This is a genomic window from Sulfobacillus thermotolerans, from assembly GCF_039623705.1.
Taxonomy (GTDB): Bacteria; Bacillota; Sulfobacillia; order Sulfobacillales; family Sulfobacillaceae; genus Sulfobacillus; species Sulfobacillus thermotolerans.
The window spans coordinates 2764105-2783659 of the sequence record NZ_CP133983.1; the positions used below are offsets into that span (position 1 = coordinate 2764105).

The window sequence follows — 19555 nt, forward strand, 5'->3', positions numbered from 1 at the left end:
TCAATGCATGGAACCCTGGCAGCTCGGGGACACTTGCACTACTACTACGTGCAAGGAGAGCACTATGACCGTTCTCGTCTTTAGTTTATGGATAGCCGGAGCCTTGTTGTTCAGCGCAGGATGGGGGCGCACGCTGCTAAAACCCTATGCCTTTCCGACATGGTGGGGACCCGTGCTGATGATAGTCGTTAGCGGGTGTAGTCTTATTTCGAATCTATTTCATCCTCAGGCAATAAATTTTGGGAGTATTATTTGGAGTGCCGCGGTTGTGACGGTGGGTATTCAATATGCCCGTATGGCCACTGTGATGTGGGCCTTGAATTTTAGCGTATTTCTTGGCATTGCGCGTCTGATTGGTCCGCTTAACCCGTCGCGGGTCCAGATTATTGCATGGTTGCCATGGGAAGCAGGTGTCGTGGGGATAATGGCAGCGTTAGTGGGCGAAGACCCCCTTGATGCCGTCCTCGTTGGCGTGGGAGCAGAAATCGGCTCGAGTGTGATGCTCAGTCTGTATACGGGGCGATTGCATTGGGGAACGGTGCGCGATTTGGTCTTTTCCTTACTGGTGTCACTGGTGGCCTGGATGGGGGCCGTGGCCGTTCGTTGGTGGAAACAACGCAAGCAAGGACTCTTATCTAAGGAGTCTCCCACTTAAGCGCCTTGCCAGCGTGCGCAGACCCTGGGATAATCCTATGGACTGGAGGGATTGGGTTGTCATTAGTGGCATTAGTTGGAAGGCCCAACGTAGGGAAGTCGGCGTTGTTTAATCGGATTACGCAATCGCGTCGCGCGATTGTCGAAGACTATCCGGGCGTAACGCGTGATCGATTGTATGAAGATACAGACTGGAACGGGCGGGAATTTACCATTATCGATACCGGGGGCATTTGGACTGGTGACGATGAGACGTTATTGGGACTAACCCGCAAGCAAACGGAAATGGCGATTGCTGAGGCGGATGTTTTGGTTTTCGTCGTGGATGGGATGGGCGGCCCCACGGCAGCCGACCAAATTGTGCTCGACCTTTTGCGCCGAACAAAAAAACCGGTAATTTTAGCGGTCAATAAGGCAGAAAGCCCTAAGGTAAACGGGATGGAGTTTTATGAATATGGTCTAGGAGAACCGATCTTGGTATCGGCTGTTCACGGTGAAGGCGTGGGCGATTTGCTTGATGCTATTGTCGACCGTTTGCCGCCGGAAGAAGACCTGAATGAACTGACCCATACCGGGGAGATTCGGATTGCTTTAGCGGGACGCCCGAATGTGGGGAAATCATCGTTACTCAATTACCTATCTGGGGAAGAACGCACATTGGTCACCCCAATTGCCGGGACGACCCGCGATGTGGTTGATACGGTTATTGAGCGAGAGGGTCAGCGCTATGTGATCTTGGACACGGCGGGACTCAGGCGGCCAAACAAAATTACGCAAACCTTAGAAGAAAAAACCGTACAGCGGACGCTCGATGCGATTCGCAATGCCGATGTGGTGCTGTTGTTAATTGCGGCCGATGATGACATTACGGCTCAAGACCAACGTATTGCCGGCCAAATTGACAAGGCACGCAAGGGCTGCGTGGTGTTGTTAAATAAGTCTGACCTTATCAAAGGCACTACCATTCCGTTCCAACAGAAGGCAAAGGAACACTTGCGCTTCTTAAGTTACTTCAAAAGCATGGCGAATATTTTAGGGCAAGGCAATTTGCGCCTTTACGGCCAGCGAGACATCGTTGGGGTGGAGTTAGGTGGGGCATTCAAAAATATTCTCGCCATTGCTGTTGGGATTGCGGTGGAGTCCGGTCTAGGAGACAATGCCCAAGCGGCCATTATGACCCGGGGATTACATGAGATGGGCCGGTTAGCGGTGAGAATGGGAGCACGTTGGGAGACTTTGGCGGGCCTTTCAGGGTTAGGGGATGTGGTCGCCACGTCGAATTCGCCGAGTTCCCGCAATCGCTGGTTTGGCCAAGAACTTGCGAAAGGGCGTTCCGTGGACGCTATTCTCGGTAGCACGCCGATGGTTGTGGAAGGGGTGCCTACAGCGTACGCGGCTCGGGATCTTGGACAAAAATTTGGCTTGCCGGTTCCTATCACGACCGAGGTCGTGGAAATTTTTAATGGGAAGTCCGTCAAATTGGCGGTGGAAGCCTTAATGAGCCGGCAGAGGGTGGAGGAATCTGACCGGTAAACTGTGCCATTTTTTCCTGGCATGGTCATTATTCTTGTGGTTCTCTCATATCTTGCTACTGTCATTCATTAGGGTGATCCCGGGACAGGCGAGGACCGGCGCCAACCCACTTGGAGACCTAAAGGGAGGGAACCACAAGGATGGAAAAGTTTGATCTGTTTAAGGATTTGGCCGAACGCACTGGCGGCGATGTGTACATTGGCGTCGTGGGACCGGTCCGTACCGGCAAATCCACGTTTATTAAACGTTTCATGGAGCGGATGATTTTGCCCGCTATCGAGGACGCTAATGAACGTGAGCGTGCCCAAGATTCTTTGCCGCAGAGCGGTACGGGCCGGACGATCATGACAACGGAACCCAAGTTTATTCCAGATGACGGCGTGGAAATTCAGTTAACCGATGCAATCTCTTTCCGCGCCCGACTCGTGGATTGTGTCGGCTACGCGGTGCCGGGGGCGTTGGGGTACATGGAAGACGATGGTGCCCGCATGGTCATGACGCCTTGGTCGGACGAGATGATGCCTTTTGAGGAAGCGGCCGAGATCGGTACACGAAAAGTGATCCAAGACCATTCAACCATTGGGTTAGTGCTCACGACCGACGGCAGTTTTGGGGATTTATCCCGCGATGCCTATATCGAACCTGAGGAACGGGTCATTGCTGAATTAAAGGAACTTGGCAAGCCTTTTGTCGTCCTGTTGAATTCGGCGCATCCGGATACGGAAGACACCCTAGCGCTGACGTCAGAACTGCAAGAGGCGTACGACGTACCTGTATTGCCCATCAATTGTCAAGAACTGCAGCAAGACGACATCGTGCACATTTTAGAACAAGTTCTCTACGAATTTCCGGTCACGGAAATTGTGTTCGAGTTGACCGATTGGGTGGACGCGTTAAGTCCAACGCATTGGCTGCGCAAACAGGTTGACAATGTGTTGGAGGAAGCCCGGACCAGCATTAGCCGATTGCGTGACGTGGATCCCGCAGTGAACAACTTGCAAAGCTATGATTATCTAGAGACGGTGCGCTTGCTCCATATGGATTTGGGTACGGGCGTCGCGAATATCTCCGTCGGGGTTCAATCTGACCTCTTCTACAGAATTTTGGGAGAGTTAGCGGATCGTCATGTCGGTGGGCGCGGGGATATTATGAAACTTTGGCGGGAATATGTTATCGCCAAAACCGAGTGGGATAAGGTGGAAGAAGCGGTACAAGAAGTGCGAGCGACGGGATATGGTATGGTGGCTCCCACTCTCTCAGAGCTGAATCTTGAGGAGCCAGAACCCATTCGCCGGGGCGCCCAGTTTGGCGTGAAGTTGAAAGCCACAGCCCCTTCGATTCATATGATTCGGGCGGATATTGAAACGGAATTAACGCCCATTATTGGTACGGAGCGCCAAGCCGATGAATTGGTCCAATATCTTATGGAGCAATTTGAGGATGACCCAATTAAACTTTGGGAAACGAATCTCTTTGGAAAGTCGCTCCATGATTTGGTCCGCGAAAGCATCCAGTCTAAGCTCTTTAAAATGCCGGAGAATGCGCAAGAGAAACTGCAAGAGACCTTGCAGCGGATCATTAATGAAGGTTCAGGCGGTCTTATTTGCATTATCATCTAGACATTGCGCTGGGACACGCGGGCAGGATTCCCTACCCGCGTATTTTTTTTTGTGCGTTCGGCTTACTTTGGAGGGATAGCATTTGCTGACACGACAGAGTATTATGTAAATATCTTCTGGGCTTCATGAACATGGGTGGAGGATATTTCTACCCATCATTTGTCGACCTCAATTGTTTTGAAAAGAAAGTTTTATCGAGATCCCCAGATTTTAGAAGGAATTCGTCCTCTGGATGTCGAAACGTACGAAGAGTATTTCATTTGTCTAAACACAGACACATTAGGAGGAATTCGCTTGAAGCAGATCGCCTCAAAGAAAATAGCGCTGGCCTCAGGGCTCGTGCTGTCCGCTAGCATGCTGCTAGCCGGATGCGGAACCACAACGACTACCTCTCCATCCAGCGCGGTGAGCAAGCCGCAATACGGCGGCACAGTGGTCATGGCGCTGCCGGCTGATTCCAATATTACCTGGTACTTCCCCTTGATGAATGGCTTGCAAGACAGTCTGTACAATGGCTGGGTCCAAAGTTTTATGTATAAAGGATTACTCACATATAACAATAACGGGTCCATCAATTACAGCCGTTCGATTGTTAGCAGTATCAAACCCAATGCGAATGGTACCCAATTTGTGGTGACCATGAACCCCAAATATAAGTGGTCCAATGGCCACCCGGTGACTGCACAAGATGTGGTGTTCACGTGGAATCTTATCAAGGCCGCGTCCGCGCCCAATGCACCCGCGCCGTGGCCCTATGTGGGGGCTGGCTCAGGCGGCATTCCTTCCCAAGTGCAAAGTGTTGTGGCGGATAGCAGCCATCAGTTCACGGTAACGTTGAATAAACCCGCGAACCAAGAATGGTTTATTTACAATGGCCTTGATCAGATGACGCCGTTGCCGCAATCGGTCTTTGACAAATATCCGAATAATATGACGCAAGAATTAAAGTTCTTGGGTACAATTGCCACTGAGCCGACCGCTCCCGAATACCAAGTGGTGGACGGACCGTTTAAATTACAGCAAGCGGTATCCAGCCAAAAGTGGGTGTTTGTGCCCAATCCCAGCTATGGGGGACACAAGCCCTACTTGTCGAAATTTATTTTGCAGTATGAAACCAGCAGTGATGCCGAGTTTGCGGCGTTAAAGACAGGAGCCATTCAGGCCGGGTATTTGCCCAATTCGCTATGGGGATCGCGCAGCGCCTTAGCCAACAACTATAATTTGGCTGTGATTAACTACCTCGAGTACGATGACGTACTGGTGAACATGAATCACGGGCACAAGACCGCCTCGAATAATGCGCCCAATGGGGTGGGCGATATCTTCAAGCATCTCTATGTTAGACAGGCATTGCAAATGGGGATTAACCAGCCCGCTATCAATGCAGCGGCGTTCCATGGTAATGCTATTGACGAAACAACGATTGTGCCAGACAAACCGCCTACAATCTTCTACGATCCCAACTTGAAGCCCATCTATACGTATAACCCTAGTGCTGGCAAGAAGTTGCTCGAGCAACACGGATGGCATGAGGTTAATGGCGTCATGACCAAAGGCAACGAAAAGATGGACTTTACTCTGGTGTACTCCAGTGGTGCCCAATCTTTCGTTCAAGAAGTGACGCTGATGCAAGAAGGCTGGGCTAAAGAAGGCATAAAAGTAACGTTAAAGGCAGAGCCCTTCTCGACCATTGTGGGCTTGACCAACAACCAGTGGGAAATGGAGGACTATGGCGGCATTACCTGGGGCGGTTCTTATCCGACTGGCGAAGGCCTATTTGGACAGCCTGGGCAAGGGCTTGACAGCCAAGGCTATTCCAATGCCGAGATGAATGCGCTGATTGCCAAGACCCACCAGCCTTTCGCGACACAACAAGCCTCGTTGCAAGCGCTATACAATTTCCAAAAATATGTGGCGCAGGACTTACCCATATTGTTTGTACCGGCACCACCATCGTATGATGAGAATGCTAAGAATCTGCACAATGTGGTGCAGTATTCGAACCCCTTTACCCAGTACTTTTCGCCCCAATATTTCTGGCTGTCCAAATAACGTGCGAGGGCCGGCACGAAGGCCAGGGCCTTTGGTGCCGGCCTCCCTCAAATCGTCCGTGCTAAGGGATATTGATGAAGGGGTGTCTGGTCAATGGTTTCGCAGTCTACCGATATACACATGGCCGAAGAACCGGCCGCGATTGCTGAAAAGCCTATGGGCTCTCGGGCGTGGCGTGCTTTTTGGCACCATCCCTTGGGGCTCGCTGGGGTAATTGGGTTGGTTCTTATTATCTTGTTTTGCTTTGTGGGGCCTCTGATCTATCATGCGAGTGCTTATACCACAAATATTACCGCCCTTATGCAGCCACCGAGTGCGCGCTTTCCTTTAGGGACGGACGACCTAGGCCGTAACTATCTGGCGCGTTTGATGCTGGGGGGCCAGGTGTCGCTAATTGTTGGATTTTCCGCCGCTATTGCCTCGATGGTGATTGGCGTCGCCTACGGGTTGGTGAGTGGGCTAGTGGGAGGCGTCGTCGACGCTATCATGATGCGCATTATTGACGTGCTCCTCACCATTCCGACGTTATTTGTACTGTTGTTTTTGGATGCGGTCTTTCAACCGAATGCGTTGCTTTTGACAGGAATTCTGGCAATTACTTCGTGGTTTGGTGTAACCCGCTTGGTCCGCTCCGAAGTCTTGTCCATCAAAGAGCGTGACTACGTGGAAGCGTCCCGTGCCTTTGGTGCCAGTAATTGGCACATAATGCTCAGGGAACTGCTTCCGAACGTGATGGGAACTGTAATGGTTGCCACTATTTTCCAGGTAGCCGGATCGATTATTGCCATTGCCACCCTGAGCTTCTTAGGGTTAGGGTTGCCTGCACCGCAGCCTAATTGGGGAGAAATGTTGTCCACATCGATGAACTATATGTTTCAGAATGCCTGGTGGTTGATTTACCCGCCCGGGATTGCTCTACTATGGACGCTGTTGTCCATCAACTTTATTTCCGAAGCGTTGCAAAACGCGATTGACAGCAGGCTGTAAGGAGGAACCTAGGGATGTTTGTGTATATTATCCGCCGTATTATCCAGTCGATCCCAGCCCTTATTGGGATTGCCGTTTTCAGCTTTATCTTGTTGCATATCGTTCCAGGCGGACCGGCTCAGACGCTTTTGGGGCAGCATTCTACGCCCCAGCGTATTGCGGCCATTAATCGTTCGTTGGGATTAAACAAGCCGCTAGCGGTTCAATTTTGGATCTGGTTTGATAATCTACTGCATGGCAATTTTGGCTATTCGTATACCTTTAACCAGCCGGTATTGCAAGTCATAGGAGAGTATTTGCCGCATACCCTAGCCATTGTTTTGATTGCGGTGGTGTTGTCGCATTTAATTGCTATCGTCTTAGGAACCATTCAGGGCTATTTTCGCAATCGCTGGTTTGACCATGTTATTACGACGGTCGTCTTTTTTTTCTGGTCGATGCCGGTATTTTGGCTGGCGATTATGGTCGTTCTCATCTTTTCTATTTATCTTGGCTGGTTTCCGTCGGGAGGCATTAACTTCTCTAATGGCGGTCCGGGTGGATTCATAGGGTACTTGGACCATGCAGCATTGCCTGTATTAGTGCTCGTTTTGGCCACAGTGGCAACTTGGGCACGGTTTATGCGTTCTTCGATGATTGATTCCATGCTGCAAGATTATATCCGAACAGCGCGGTCCAAAGGACTCTCTGAGTTGTCCGTCGTTTTTAAGCACGCTTTGCGTAATTCACTTTTACCAATCATTACGCTATTTGGGTTGTCCATTCCCACACTCTTTGCTGGAGCATTAGTCATTGAACTCGTGTTTAACTACCCAGGCATGGGATTGCTTTTTTGGAATGCAGCCCTTCAGCGCGACTATCCGATTTTATTAGGCATTATTATGATCATTGGCCTGCTCACCGTGGCAGGAAACTTGTTGGCCGATGTGTTATACAGCTTGGTTGATCCGCGTATAAGCTATAAATAAGGAGGATGACTGGCAGTAGGGGGTCAAGAAGACCTCCTCTTCCCTTTTTCAGGTGAGGGTACGCGAAAAAAAGAGTTGTATCCTATGGGACACCGTGCTATAATCATTGTGCAGTTGAGAACGGGCTGTGGCGCAGCTTGGTAGCGCGCTACCTTGGGGTGGTAGAGGTCGTGGGTTCAAATCCCGCCAGTCCGACCATTTTAAAGAGAGATTGCTTGCAATCTCTCTTTTTTTGTGTCTATGGGTTTTTGGAGCGTAAAACAGTCCATTGCCCTACGGTTTCCAAGGGATTATACGGGTTAAGGGTCAAGTGTTGAACGGTGGGTGCGACCACCACTTTCTGAGCCGACCACACTAAATACGCACCGGGTGGATTGTTAAAGAGCGCCTGCAGGGCTCGGTGTTCATTTACCACGAGCTGACCGGGATGGTTATTCATGGCTGTCACGTCTACTTGAAAGGCTGGGTTGTCGTATAGGCCATAGTTGGTCGGTGAGGTCATGCTAAAATCTTGTGCCAACGCCGGAAAGGGCGTAGCGCGTCGCTCAACGACGGCCACGACGAAGTGATGCTGTATGAGCGTGGTATGCATATCGGACACAAGGGCTAAATGCGTCGGTATGCCTGCGGCAAGCAGTTGATGCCGGACAGCCTGGGCAATATGGAGATCTTGGCCTGTGCGCATAGCGGTAAGGTCAACTTGGACAGGACGGCCCTGGGGTGTATGCCAAATGCCTCCAATTTGTCGGTAGCCGGCATGACGTAAAATCGTATCGGCCTTGGGCAAGTGAATGGATACGGCATAGATACTAGACGGCCATACAGGCTCCGTCATGGGAATAGCTGCCCCTAACGTGCGGGATAGCTCATAGCGGTTGAGAAGGGCATTTAACGCGAGCCTCATGGGACGCGGCAAGGAAGACGCATTCATATTAAAGAGCAGCATCGTATAAGTTAGCCGGGGGTAATATAAAGTCTTAGTCTGCGAGATATGCCAATGGCCCCAGGCAACGTCAGGTTGTGGGGGAGTCGACCACTGCGTGAGCAATATGTGCGTTTTAGGCGATCCCAGAAAATAATGGGCATTGGCTATCCAGCGGATACCGTTTGGTCCTTCGGCATAGGGACGGTAAGGACCTGAACCCATCATATCCGGCAGACGATTAAAAACGGGAGACTGGTTCAACCGCGCGATCGGTATGCGACTGACGAGAAATGCTGGGAGAATGGGATGGTCATCGCCTGCTGCTGCGACATTCGCCAAAAAGCCCGGATCAGGCCGTACGAGCGTGATGACGACAGTGTCGGCATTGGGAGTCGTCACTGACGCCACAAGTCGCGCCAACGACTGAGAAGCGGCGATAGGGGCATTCGGATTGGCATATAATTGGTAGGTCCACGCCACATCATGCACGCTGATAGGACGGCCGTTCCACCATTTGGCATGCGGATTGAGATGAAAAATATATTGGCGACTGTTTTTTTGAATTTGCCACGAGGCCGCGATGTCTTCGGAAACGGCTCCATGCGCGTTTACACGTACCAGGCTGTCGTACATCATATTCATGACCCAGGCATTGGATTGCGCATGGGAAAAAGGGTTTAAGGCGAAAGGGCGCAGTCCCAGGACGATTTGAGAGTGGTCAAAGAGCCGAGGGTGAGGGATCGTGACTTTGGTTCCACATCCCGCTAGGCTCAACAGACCCGCAAGTATAATGCCACTGATAGCTGCGGACGTGGCCTTCTTGGAAAAATGCACTGAGTAAGCGTTCATAATTTAGTATTATACCAAAGTAGAGAAGACAACACGGGCTGGGAGGCAGTTGCAAATGGTGGCTTTGTATTGTGATGCGAGGCGTTTCGCTGCGCATCCCGTGCAGTCGGTGATCCGCAATGCGAGTTTAGAAGCGCATGACTTGGTCACACGCGAATGCACCGTCTTCTATTTAGCGTTGGAGGCAGGTGACACGCTTAAGATGGTGAGTCAGGAACTCACGGAGGCCATATTAAGGCGTAACCGGCGCTTGCCTGTCGTGATCCATTCATTCAATCATCTTTCTGACCAGCCGCTGCCTGTCGCGGACGCACAGCGCCTTTATCAGGATCTGCCGGATGCGTTGAGGAATGCAGGCATTACTGAGGTCGACAGTACGACTTTTGGATGGATATATGCGATTGAACTTCATGATGTAGGCAAACCTGGCGCCAAAGGCCGAATGGTGAAGCGAAATTCTTTGGGAACAGCATAAACGGCCTCTCACGAGGCCGTTTATGCTTGGAAACAGGAATTGTGGGTTAGTTGTATTGAATCCGTGGATCCACAATGCCGTAGAGTAGGTCTGCGAGCAAGTTACCAATAATGGTCAAGAAACCCGTAATGACAACGATGCCAAGAATTACGGGATAATCCCGTTGGTTAGCCGCATCCCAAAATAACAGTCCCATTCCAGGATAGTTAAAAATGACTTCTACGAGCAAAGCGCCTGAGAAGAGATTGGGCAAGGAAAATCCCAACAAGGTAATCAACGGCAAGACAGAGTTGCGAAGGGCGTGCTTCAATACCACAACGGACTCTCGAATCCCCTTGGCACGTGCGGTGCGCACATAATCTTGAATGAGGTTCTCACTCATAGCAGTCCGCATATATCGTCCCCATCCAGCGACGGTGGTCAAAACGATGGTGAGGACCGGCAACGTGGTATGGGCCAGCCAAGATCCGAAACCAGGATTGGGATTTAAGGGGTTAGAAAGGCCTCCGGAGGGAAACCATCCGAGCGAAATGGAAAACAACATGATAATCATAATCCCTAGCCAGAAAATGGGCATGGAATAAAAGAAATACGTTAACGAGGTCATCGCATAATCGAACTTGGTGTCGTGGTAGTAGGCTTGAATGCTTCCAAGCAGAATAGACAACACGTGCGCGATTAAAATGCCTAAGCCGACAATGGATAATGTCCGTGGCATGTTGACCATAATAAGATGCCAAACCGTTTCGTTATAAAAGTAGGACGTGCCCAAATTGCCATGAAGCAATTGGCCAAGCCACTCGACATATTGAACCGGAATGGGTTTATTTAAACCAAATTCTCGGTCCACCTGTGCAATACGCAGAGGAGTAGCCCGTGGACCTAGCATAGCTTGGGCCGGCCCCCCAGGCACAATGTGAACTAAGAAAAAGCCGATAACGGTGATGCCCAGGAGGGAAGGAATCGCCTGGAGCACACGCCGCAGGATGTATTTGAGCATGACCTATCCCTCCTATCTTTTGCGCAAGCGCGGGTCGAAAGCTTGACGCAGTGCATCGCCAATGAAGTTTACCGAGAGTTCTACGAGCAAAATGGCCAATCCCGGTGGATATATGAGCCACCACGCGTTTTGAAACATGTAGGACATGCTATCGGACAGCATCTCTCCCCAGTTAGGGGTCGGCGGGGGAAGTCCTAAGCCCAGAAAACTTAGAGCGGCCACCGTGAGAATGGCGTCTGCGACCTGAAACGTGGCGTTGACGATGACGACGCCCATAACGTTGGGTAACAGGTGCTGAATCATAATTCGCCAGTTATTTGCTCCGAGCGCCCGGGCCGCTTCCACATAATCTCGTCGCTTGAGCGAAAGGACCTCGGAACGGACCAAACGGGCCACACCGAACCACGATAACGATGCGATAATAACGATAAGCAATAACGCATTAGGTTTAAAAACGGAGTCGACAAAGAGCAACAGGAACAGGCTGGGAATGGCGATAAAAATATCGACAAGCCGCATGAGCAATGCATCAATGCTACCACCTAACAAACCGGAAATCAGACCATAAATCACGCCGATCATGGTGGTCATAAAGGCTGCTGCAAAACCGACCTCGAGGGAAAGTTGTCCCCCTAGCATCATGCGCGCCAAATAATCCCGTCCCAAACTATCGGTGCCGAGGGGGAATTTGGCACTCGGTGGATGCAGCGTGTTTAGCAGGTTGGGTTGGTAGGCACTGGCATGGTAAAAAATGGGCCCGACAAAGCTGAAGAGAATTAAGAAGGCTAAGCCTCCAATGCCAAAACGTGCCAAAGGATTTTTCCAGAACGCTCTCCATTCACGGGATATGCTCCGGGTGCGTTCAATTACCGGTTGATTCCCTTGAAGAGGATCGCGCATCTCTATTTCAGGTGAAATCATGTTGTCATCCGCTCCTGCCTCAACCGTTCACTATATCAGGGAATCCTGACATGCGTAGGACAACCAGCCTACAATATTATGAAAACTAGCGACAATGTATTATAAAGGGGGCTTGACTTTTATGTCAATTACAAGGGTTGTGGCCATTGCCCAATGTCAGGCTCGATTTGTTAAATGTTGTTTCATGTTATTAGACTATCTGAAACCGCAGATACCTACCGCGAAATGATGGATACGGTGCTTGATGTGTATTTATCGAGTGTCTCCAATCGTCTTAATGAAATTGTCAAGACGCTGACGATTGTGACCGCACTTTTTATGCCTGCTTCTGTGATTGCTGCCATTTACGGGATGAATTTTGATCATATGCCCGGGGCGGATAATCCCTGGGGATTTCATGTGGTCATTCTTTCCGTCTTGCTTATTTCGGCACTGTTACTGTGGATTTTTAAACGGCGAAAGTGGATTTAAAACCAAATTGACACAAAGTAGAATTATGTTCCCCTCTAGACGAATTTCATGACCTGCCCTAAAATGCTGAAGGCTCAATATGTCGAATTGCGCTGTCATGTTACGCGTATCATCATGAGATTATGACATCTTAGGGAGGGCACAATGAAACAGCGTTCATTTGCTTTAATCGCTTCAGCGGCTGTGGCGGGTGCGTTGACGCTTGCTGGCTGTGGCACGACCTCGTCTGCCGCGAGCTCGACGGTGAAATCGCCTGTTGGAAACCAAGCTGTCGTCGCTTTACCTGTTCAAGTTTCACCCAATTGGTTTTTCCCAGTGGAGTCGTCGTCGGCCTTTTCTGTTTACAACTCGCAGATGAATTCTCTGATGTACGTGCCGCTGTTGCATATTTCAAAGACCGACGGTATTGATTATGCACGGTCTTTAGCGTCGAACGTGACGTGGAATAGCAATGGAACGGTATATACCATCACTCTTAACAAAAAATGGCATTGGTCTAACGGTACGCCTGTCACGTCTGCGGACGTCGTATGGACTGCGCAGTTGATGATGGCTGCAAGCAGCAACGCACCGTCGTTGCCGTGGGGATATGGTGGAGCTGGCATCGGCGGACTTCCTACCCGGTGGCAAAGTGTGACCGCTAATGGTCCGTACCAAGTGGTTGTGACCTTGAATCAGCCGTCAAATCCCCAATGGTTCTTGCATAACGGTTTAGGGCAAATTGTCCCGGCTCCTAAGGCAGTCTGGGATATTCATAAGAACATGGACAATGAGCTGAAATTCATTTTGTCTGTGTCCAATGACCCAGCATCCCCTTATTATGACGTGGTAGACGGAGCATTTAAGTTCGATGCTGCAGCATCTAAGACCAATAATGAGTATTGGACGTTTGTTCCCAATCCGAACTATGATGGGCACAAGGCGACAATTGATAAGTTGGTCTATGTTTATGAGTCCAGCAACAGTTCCGAATTTGCGGATTTGAAGATGAATAAAGTGGGCGTTGGCTATCTGCCATTTTCATTGTACGATTCACGCAACACGCTCGTCGATGATAAATTTGCACCCGTGTATCCGTTTGGTTTCAACTATCTGATTCCGAATTTTAGTCCGAATGCGCCTGGTGGATTTGGCAATATTGTCAGTCACCAGTATGTGCGTGAAGCTTTGGAAATGGGAATCAACCAGCCTGGCATGATTTCCGCCTTTTATCACGGATACGGCACACCAGGGTTTAGTCCCATTCCTGCCAAGCCTGTTACGAAATTTTATGATGCCAGTCTGAAGAATCCTTATCCTTATAACCCAGCAGCGGGTAAAAAGCTCTTGGAAGCCCATGGTTGGCATCTGGTGGATGGCGTCATGACGAAGGGTTCCCAAAAACTCGCGTTTACCCTTGACTATGTTTCGGGGGTATCTGCTGTTGCGAACCAAGTGCAGCTCATGAAGCAGGATTGGGCGCAAGAGGGCATTCAAGTCAATCTCGAGTCACAGCAGTTCAATACCCTCATTGCGGATACAAACCAGGCCAATGCCAACAAGTGGCAGATGGTGTGGTGGGGCGATGGACTTATGAGCCTGACTACTATCCCACGGGAGGCGGTTTGTTTGCCTCGACCTCAGCCTCGAATTACGGCGGCTACCAGAATCAGAAAATGAACCAGCTGATTCAAGCGACGTATCAGCCTGGCACTTCCAGTCAGATCACGGCCCGGATGGATGCTTACTTGGCGTACGCTTCGCAGCAATTGCCCGTGATTTGGATGCCATGGACGGCGCAGTTTGATGAAACGGCAACCTATATTCATGGTGTCAATTCCAGCTACAATCCGATAACAAACACCAACTATCCCAACTATTGGACAGTCAGTCACTAATTGGATAAGAAAAGAACAGCCCCAGAGCGTGGTAACGCCTGGGGTTGTTCTTTTTGCGATGATCATGGAGCCAGTTCCATCATGGTATAATCCGCCGCGGCGATCTATTATGGTCAGGATGGAATAGGTAGGGAGGTCAGACACGTGGAACACGATGATTTAATAGCGAAATTTGAGCGGTATATGAATCCAGGACTTGCGCGAGCTTTGCGGTTTATGGGTCTAAATGCCGTGGAAAAAACCGGGCACGAGGCCATCATTGTGGATGAAGAAGGCAATCAATATATTGATTGTGCTGGAGGTTATGGGGTTTTTGTGCAGGGCTATCAAAATTCTCGTATTGTTGAGCGAGCCCATCAGCAATTAGATCAGCTGAGCTTATCCTCGCGCGTTCTGTTGAATCGGCCAATGATTGCTTTGGCAGAAGAGTTGGCTCGCCTCACTCCAGGCGACCTGCAGTATAGTTTTTTTTGTAATAGTGGGGCCGAAGCGGTGGAGGCGGCATTAAAATTTGCTCGTATCCAAACGGGCCGCCCCCGAATTATCTCCACGTATGGAGCCTTTCATGGCAAAACTTTAGGGGCCCTATCCGTTTCAGGACGGGATACATATCGGCAGCCTTTTGCGCCGCTACTTCCAGACATCATTCATGTTCCTTATGGTGACGCCCAAAAGGTCGCCGAAGTTATGGACGACCAAGTGGCCGCCGTCATCGTAGAGCCGATTCAAGGGGAGGGGGGCGTCATTGTTCCACCCGATGAGTATCTGCCCGCTTTGCGCGGATTGTGTGACCAATACGGGGCTTTATTGATTGCGGATGAAGTGCAGACGGGAATTGGCCGAACGGGCCGATTATTTGCCGTGGAACACAGTGGGGTGGTGCCCGATTTAATGTGCTTGGCCAAAGCTTTGGGCGGTGGTGTCATGCCGATTGGTGCTGTGGTAGGGCGACCAAGTGCTTGGACATTCTTTGATTCCGCACCGTTGATTCATACGTCGACTTTCGGGGGAAATCCGCTCGCTTGTGCAGTGGCGCAAGAAGCCTTGCGCGTCACGGTCGAAGACGATTTGCCGCAGCGTGCCGCCACTTTGGGCGCTACCGTGCTAAACGGTTTGAAACAGTTGCAAGGCCGCTTTTCACGGGCGATTACGGATGTGCGCGGTCGGGGTCTGATGATTGGGGTGGAAGTGCCTAGCGCTGGAGTCGGAGGGGCATTAATTTCGGAGCTATTCCAGCGCCATGTTCTCGCCGTATATACCTTAAACAATGATCGTGTGATTCGCATGGTTCCCCCTTTAGTGATCACCGCGGCCCAAATTGATCAGGTGCTTAAGGTATGGGAGCAAGCTCTGAGCGCTATTGAGCCAATGCTTGACGATTTAATAGAAGGATAAGTCGATGAATATCTGGACCTGAGAGGAGCGATTAGTTATGCCTGTGGTAACCGTGACGGAAGTCGTGCCCGCATCGATGACGTCCATTTATAAAATTCTTTCGGATATGCAGCGGTTTCCGGAATTTATGAAAAACGTTGAGTCTGTGACCATTGCGGAGCAAGGTGAAGACTATACCCATTCGGTGTGGCGCACTAAATTGCAGGGTGCAACATTCCAGTGGACCGAGCGTGACGAATTTTTTCCGCAGCAAGGCCGCATTAGCTACCGCCAAATTCAAGGCGACCTCAAGAAGTTCGAGGGCTTCTGGCAGTTCGAATTTGGTATGCCCATGCTGGCCAGTTTATTAAATCCGGTAGCCAAGCTAGCGATTCGCGAAAACGCCAAGGCTATGGTAAGGGCTATAGGAGAGAAAGCACAAGCCGCGGATAGCGAGCATTAGGAGGTGGCGATTGTGGCATATTATGCGAGAGTTGTGCATCATGGCGTGGAAAAATATGCAGCGGTAATGGGAGAGCGCATTCAATTTTTGAGCGGGTCATTTTTCGACCCGGCTGTGGTGCCAACCGGCGAAGAGGTACCTAGCACGGATGTACAATGGTTGGCACCTGTACGGCCGCGCACGGTACTGGCTGTGGGAAGAAATTATCGGGAACATGCCAAAGAATTAGGCAACGCGGTTCCGGATGCGCCCCTGTTATTTCTGAAACAGCCGGGCACCATCACGGGCCATGGCGCCGACATTTTATATCCATCGGGGTTTGGACGGATTGATTATGAAGGAGAATTAGTCATTGTCATTGGTCAAGCGGTCAACTGGCAAACGCCGAAAGAGGCCATAGCGGGGGCGATTTTTGGCTATACCATTGGCAATGATGTAACGGCACGGGAACTGCAAAAGCAAGACGGTCAATGGACGCGTGCTAAGGGATTTGATACCTTTGGCCCTCTAGGACCTGTTGTTGCCACTGCGTATGATTATCGTCCATTTCGCATCGAAACGCGGGTTAATGGCGAAATAAGGCAGCAAGGGGCGTTTTCCGATATGATTTTCGACCCGGAAAGTATTGTTTTTTATGCTTCGCGGTTTATGACCCTGCAGCCGGGGGATGTTATCTTTTCAGGTACCCCCGAGGGTGTGGGCCCCGTTCAACCGGGCGATCTCATCGAAATTACTATACAGGGCATAGGAAAATTGAGTAATCGCGTAAAAACGAGAGAATAATAGAGATTTTATAGCGAGGATATCGTAATTCTCTGCTATTTCCTGCCTTATTGCATTATTTTGTTGACAGAAGACCTTATTTTGATAAAATGATTCTGGCCGTCGGACAGGTTACTGTTGACGAGCACCAATCGGGTGATAAGGGGGTTGGGAATGCGATGAACGCATTGGGTCGACAAATTCTGGCAGAGATACACGGTTGTGATTCCAAGGTGTTGAACGACATCACCAGCGTAGAGGAAATTATGGTACAGGCTGCTTTAAAGGCAGGCGCTGAGGTGCGAGAGGTGGCTTTCCACAAGTTTAGTCCGCAAGGAGTAAGCGGGGTGGTGGTCATTTCTGAATCGCATTTAGCCGTGCATACGTGGCCGGAACACGGCTATGCCGCCGTAGATGTGTTTACTTGCGGCGATTCTGTCAACCCCTGGGACGCCTGTAATTACATCGTCGAACAGTTCCGCGCCCAAAATTTTACCGCTTCGGAAACCCTCCGGGGTGTTTTGGTCGAGACGAATGCGCATTCGGAAAAAGCTGTGATTTGACGACAGGGGGATTTTAGCGTTGGCAACTACGTTTGTCATGGTCAAGCCTGATGGTGTCAGGCGGGGGCTAGTAGGGGAAGTTATACGGAGAATGGAACAAAAGGGCTTGCGGCTAAAAGCCATGAAGTTATTGCAAGTCAGTCCAGAACTAGCAGCGCAACATTATGCTGAGCACCAAGACAAACCTTTCTATCCCGAGTTGATCGCCTTTATCACGTCGGGTCCCTCTGTCCCGATGGTCTGGGAAGGACGCGAAGCCGTAACGGTTGCCCGGACGATTATGGGGGCTACTGATCCGGTTAAAGCCTTGCCTGGCACCTTGCGAGGAGACTATGGACTGGCCATTACGGAAAATATTGTTCATGGTTCGGACAGTGATGCTTCCGCGGAGCGAGAAATCGGGCTTTATTTTGCCCCGCATGAACTTGTATAGCCGTGCTTAATGCAGCGGTTTTGGGCTTATTCAGCGTGGCGTTTTATGCCGTAGGTATTGAGCCGTTTTGGATTCGCGAAGTATGCTACGATCTGGTTGTCCGCAATTTGGCAAAGGAATTTGACGGTTTCACCATCCTCCATCTGTCTGATTTTCACGGGCGGGTGGGGGCTTTTTCGTTCCTGCGGCACCACCCAATCAGAGCAGATATGGTAGCGGTCACGGGCGATTTATATGCCTGGCGCACGCTGCCACGAGCGCGCCTTGTTCGGGAAATAAATGGGCTGACGGCACCCGAAGGCGTCTTTTACGTGAGTGGTAATCATGATTATCACAGAGGACGCCTCGACGTGACGCCATGGAATCCCGGGCCGCGCCTCCTCGATAATCGTGTACATCGCATCAAGCGTGGAGAACATAGTCTTTGGGTGGCGGGAATTCCTGATTTGGTGAAGGGACAACCGGCATGGGAGCGTGTTTTAGGGCAATTGGCGCAGAGTACGGAACCCGCTATTTTGCTCTCCCATCGTCCTGACGCATGGCTCTTGCCCGGCATTGAGCGGTTTGCATTGGTGCTTGCAGGACACACCCATGGGGGGCAAGTGACAGCCTTTGGGCGCTGGGTACCTGTGCGCCATACCCGGGTAAAAAAGCCGTATGCGGGCGGTTTGATCACAGCGGATTCCAAACCGCCTCTGATTACGTCGCGGGGCTTAGGGGCATCCGAATTGCCCGTGCGATTTGGCTCCCGGCCTGAAGTGGTGAAAATTACTCTACATAGCGACGTGGTAGCACACAAAGCGGTAGAATAGCGGGAAATGGCATTCATTAGGGGGATAGTCGATGAGAATTGCAGTAATAGGGGGAACGGGCGTGTATGATCCAACATGGCTCTCCCAGAGTACGACCGAAGAAGTGGCCACACCGTTTGGGCCCACTCGTGTGACGCGCGGCCATTTAGAAGGAATGGAAGAGGAGGTCTTTTTTATGAACCGCCATGGGGCGGGACACAAAGTCCCGCCCCATTTGGTGAATTATCGGGCTAATATATGGGCGTTGCGGGAGCTAGGCGTCGACCGAGTTGTGGCAACAGCGGCCGTGGGGTCCTTAAATGTGGCTATGCCGCCAGGGGCGTTTGTATTGTGCGACCAATTCCTCGACTTTACCAAAGCGCGGGCTTCGACTTTTCATAACGGGGGGGAGTCAGGCGTTGTCCATACCGACATGACAGAGCCATACTGCCCTGATATGCGGAGTGTTCTCGTCCAAAAGGCTAAGGAATTGGGGATTGCGGCCGTTAATGGAGGCTGTTATGTCACAACCGACGGCCCTCGGTTTGAAACGCCTGCGGAAATTAAGGCCTACCGGTTGCTTGGCGGTGATGTCGTCGGGATGACCGGTGTACCCGAGGTTGTTCTAGCCCGTGAGCTCGGTTTGTGTTACAGCACTGTCGCTTTGGTTACGAATTTCGCGGCGGGCATTTCTTCCGAGGTACTTAGCCATCAAGAAGTGTTGGACGTCATGGCACAAAATGTGGCAGGACTGCGCAATGTTATCGCGGCGGCGCTACCGTTATTGCAGCATGAACGTACGTGTGCTTGTAGCTTATCCGCGCATTGATATCGTGAA

20 protein-coding genes and 1 tRNA gene are annotated in these 19555 nt (G+C 50.7%); 18 read left to right on the forward strand and 3 right to left on the reverse strand.

Translation table 11 applies throughout. From position 1 onward, the window contains the following. The first annotated feature begins 64 nt into the window (after positions 1 to 64). The 7 genes from ORD20_RS14510 (at position 65) to ORD20_RS14540 (ending at position 8011) form a co-directional block, all read left to right on the forward strand. Positions 65 to 655: a hypothetical protein gene (locus ORD20_RS14510; RefSeq protein WP_103375411.1), complete on the forward strand. Its 591-nt coding sequence runs from the start codon at positions 65 to 67 to the stop codon at positions 653 to 655. A gap of 65 nt (positions 656 to 720) precedes the next feature. Beyond that, positions 721 to 2187 (forward strand): ribosome biogenesis GTPase Der, encoded by a 1467-nt coding sequence (gene der, locus ORD20_RS14515; protein WP_430626729.1) that lies wholly within the window; start codon positions 721 to 723, stop codon positions 2185 to 2187. A 140-nt stretch (positions 2188 to 2327) separates the two neighbouring features. After that, a complete protein-coding gene (spoIVA, locus tag ORD20_RS14520) occupies positions 2328 to 3806 on the forward strand; it encodes a stage IV sporulation protein A (RefSeq protein WP_103375414.1) in 1479 nt (492 codons plus the stop codon). Positions 3807 to 4100: 294 nt separating this feature from the next. After that, positions 4101 to 5858, forward strand: coding sequence for a peptide ABC transporter substrate-binding protein (locus tag ORD20_RS14525; protein ID WP_146039037.1), 1758 nt, complete (start codon positions 4101 to 4103; stop codon positions 5856 to 5858). A 93-nt stretch (positions 5859 to 5951) separates the two neighbouring features. Beyond that, entirely contained in the window at positions 5952 to 6845 is an 894-nt protein-coding gene (locus ORD20_RS14530; RefSeq protein WP_103375416.1) for an ABC transporter permease, read from the forward strand. 14 nt (positions 6846 to 6859) lie between these two features. Beyond that, on the forward strand, positions 6860 to 7813 hold the full coding sequence (locus ORD20_RS14535) for an ABC transporter permease (protein ID WP_103375417.1): 954 nt from the start codon (positions 6860 to 6862) through the stop codon (positions 7811 to 7813). A 121-nt stretch (positions 7814 to 7934) separates the two neighbouring features. Next, a tRNA-Pro gene (locus tag ORD20_RS14540) sits at positions 7935 to 8011 on the forward strand. A gap of 40 nt (positions 8012 to 8051) precedes the next feature. Here ORD20_RS14540 and ORD20_RS14545 read toward each other — a convergent pair. Then, the gene (locus ORD20_RS14545) at positions 8052 to 9587 is read right to left on the reverse strand and encodes an ABC transporter substrate-binding protein (RefSeq protein WP_103375418.1); all 1536 of its coding nucleotides are present in this window, start codon (positions 9585 to 9587) and stop codon (positions 8052 to 8054) included. A 55-nt stretch (positions 9588 to 9642) separates the two neighbouring features. Between ORD20_RS14545 and ORD20_RS14550 the strand changes: the two genes are divergently transcribed. Continuing rightward, entirely contained in the window at positions 9643 to 10062 is a 420-nt protein-coding gene (locus ORD20_RS14550) for a threonyl-tRNA synthetase editing domain-containing protein (protein WP_103375419.1), read from the forward strand. A gap of 46 nt (positions 10063 to 10108) precedes the next feature. Here the strand turns inward: ORD20_RS14550 and ORD20_RS14555 are convergent, their stop codons facing one another. Together ORD20_RS14555 and ORD20_RS14560 are read right to left on the reverse strand one after the other, a co-directional pair. Continuing rightward, positions 10109 to 11062, reverse strand: coding sequence for an ABC transporter permease (locus ORD20_RS14555; protein WP_103375420.1), 954 nt, complete (start codon positions 11060 to 11062; stop codon positions 10109 to 10111). A gap of 12 nt (positions 11063 to 11074) precedes the next feature. Then, the gene (locus ORD20_RS14560; protein WP_173677089.1) at positions 11075 to 11983 is read right to left on the reverse strand and encodes an ABC transporter permease; all 909 of its coding nucleotides are present in this window, start codon (positions 11981 to 11983) and stop codon (positions 11075 to 11077) included. A 174-nt stretch (positions 11984 to 12157) separates the two neighbouring features. Between ORD20_RS14560 and ORD20_RS14565 the strand changes: the two genes are divergently transcribed. The 10 genes from ORD20_RS14565 (at position 12158) to mtnP (ending at position 19546) form a co-directional block, all read left to right on the forward strand. Continuing rightward, positions 12158 to 12454 carry a CorA family divalent cation transporter gene (locus ORD20_RS14565; protein WP_430626294.1) on the forward strand — a complete coding sequence of 99 codons (297 nt, stop codon included), beginning with the start codon at positions 12158 to 12160 and terminating at the stop codon, positions 12452 to 12454. A 144-nt stretch (positions 12455 to 12598) separates the two neighbouring features. Next, positions 12599 to 14113 (forward strand): ABC transporter substrate-binding protein, encoded by a 1515-nt coding sequence (locus ORD20_RS14570; protein ID WP_430626295.1) that lies wholly within the window; start codon positions 12599 to 12601, stop codon positions 14111 to 14113. After that, on the forward strand, positions 14110 to 14331 hold the full coding sequence (locus ORD20_RS14575; RefSeq protein ID WP_430626296.1) for a hypothetical protein: 222 nt from the start codon (positions 14110 to 14112) through the stop codon (positions 14329 to 14331). The genes ORD20_RS14570 and ORD20_RS14575 overlap by 4 nt, the downstream gene beginning before the upstream one ends. Positions 14332 to 14475: 144 nt before the next feature. Then, entirely contained in the window at positions 14476 to 15726 is a 1251-nt protein-coding gene (locus tag ORD20_RS14580; RefSeq protein WP_242968489.1) for an aspartate aminotransferase family protein, read from the forward strand. Positions 15727 to 15763: 37 nt separating this feature from the next. Further along, entirely contained in the window at positions 15764 to 16168 is a 405-nt protein-coding gene (locus ORD20_RS14585) for a type II toxin-antitoxin system RatA family toxin (RefSeq protein WP_430626297.1), read from the forward strand. A 12-nt stretch (positions 16169 to 16180) separates the two neighbouring features. Then, entirely contained in the window at positions 16181 to 16951 is a 771-nt protein-coding gene (locus tag ORD20_RS14590; RefSeq protein WP_207654661.1) for a fumarylacetoacetate hydrolase family protein, read from the forward strand. Between the two features lie 158 nt (positions 16952 to 17109). Next, the gene (gene speD / locus ORD20_RS14595) at positions 17110 to 17493 is read left to right on the forward strand and encodes an adenosylmethionine decarboxylase (RefSeq protein WP_103375531.1); all 384 of its coding nucleotides are present in this window, start codon (positions 17110 to 17112) and stop codon (positions 17491 to 17493) included. Positions 17494 to 17512: 19 nt separating this feature from the next. Continuing rightward, entirely contained in the window at positions 17513 to 17926 is a 414-nt protein-coding gene (gene ndk, locus ORD20_RS14600; RefSeq protein WP_103375424.1) for a nucleoside-diphosphate kinase, read from the forward strand. A gap of 2 nt (positions 17927 to 17928) precedes the next feature. Then, on the forward strand, positions 17929 to 18738 hold the full coding sequence (locus ORD20_RS14605) for a metallophosphoesterase (RefSeq protein WP_103375425.1): 810 nt from the start codon (positions 17929 to 17931) through the stop codon (positions 18736 to 18738). Positions 18739 to 18769: 31 nt separating this feature from the next. After that, positions 18770 to 19546 (forward strand): S-methyl-5'-thioadenosine phosphorylase, encoded by a 777-nt coding sequence (gene mtnP / locus ORD20_RS14610; RefSeq protein ID WP_103375426.1) that lies wholly within the window; start codon positions 18770 to 18772, stop codon positions 19544 to 19546. Positions 19547 to 19555: the final 9 nt, after the last annotated feature.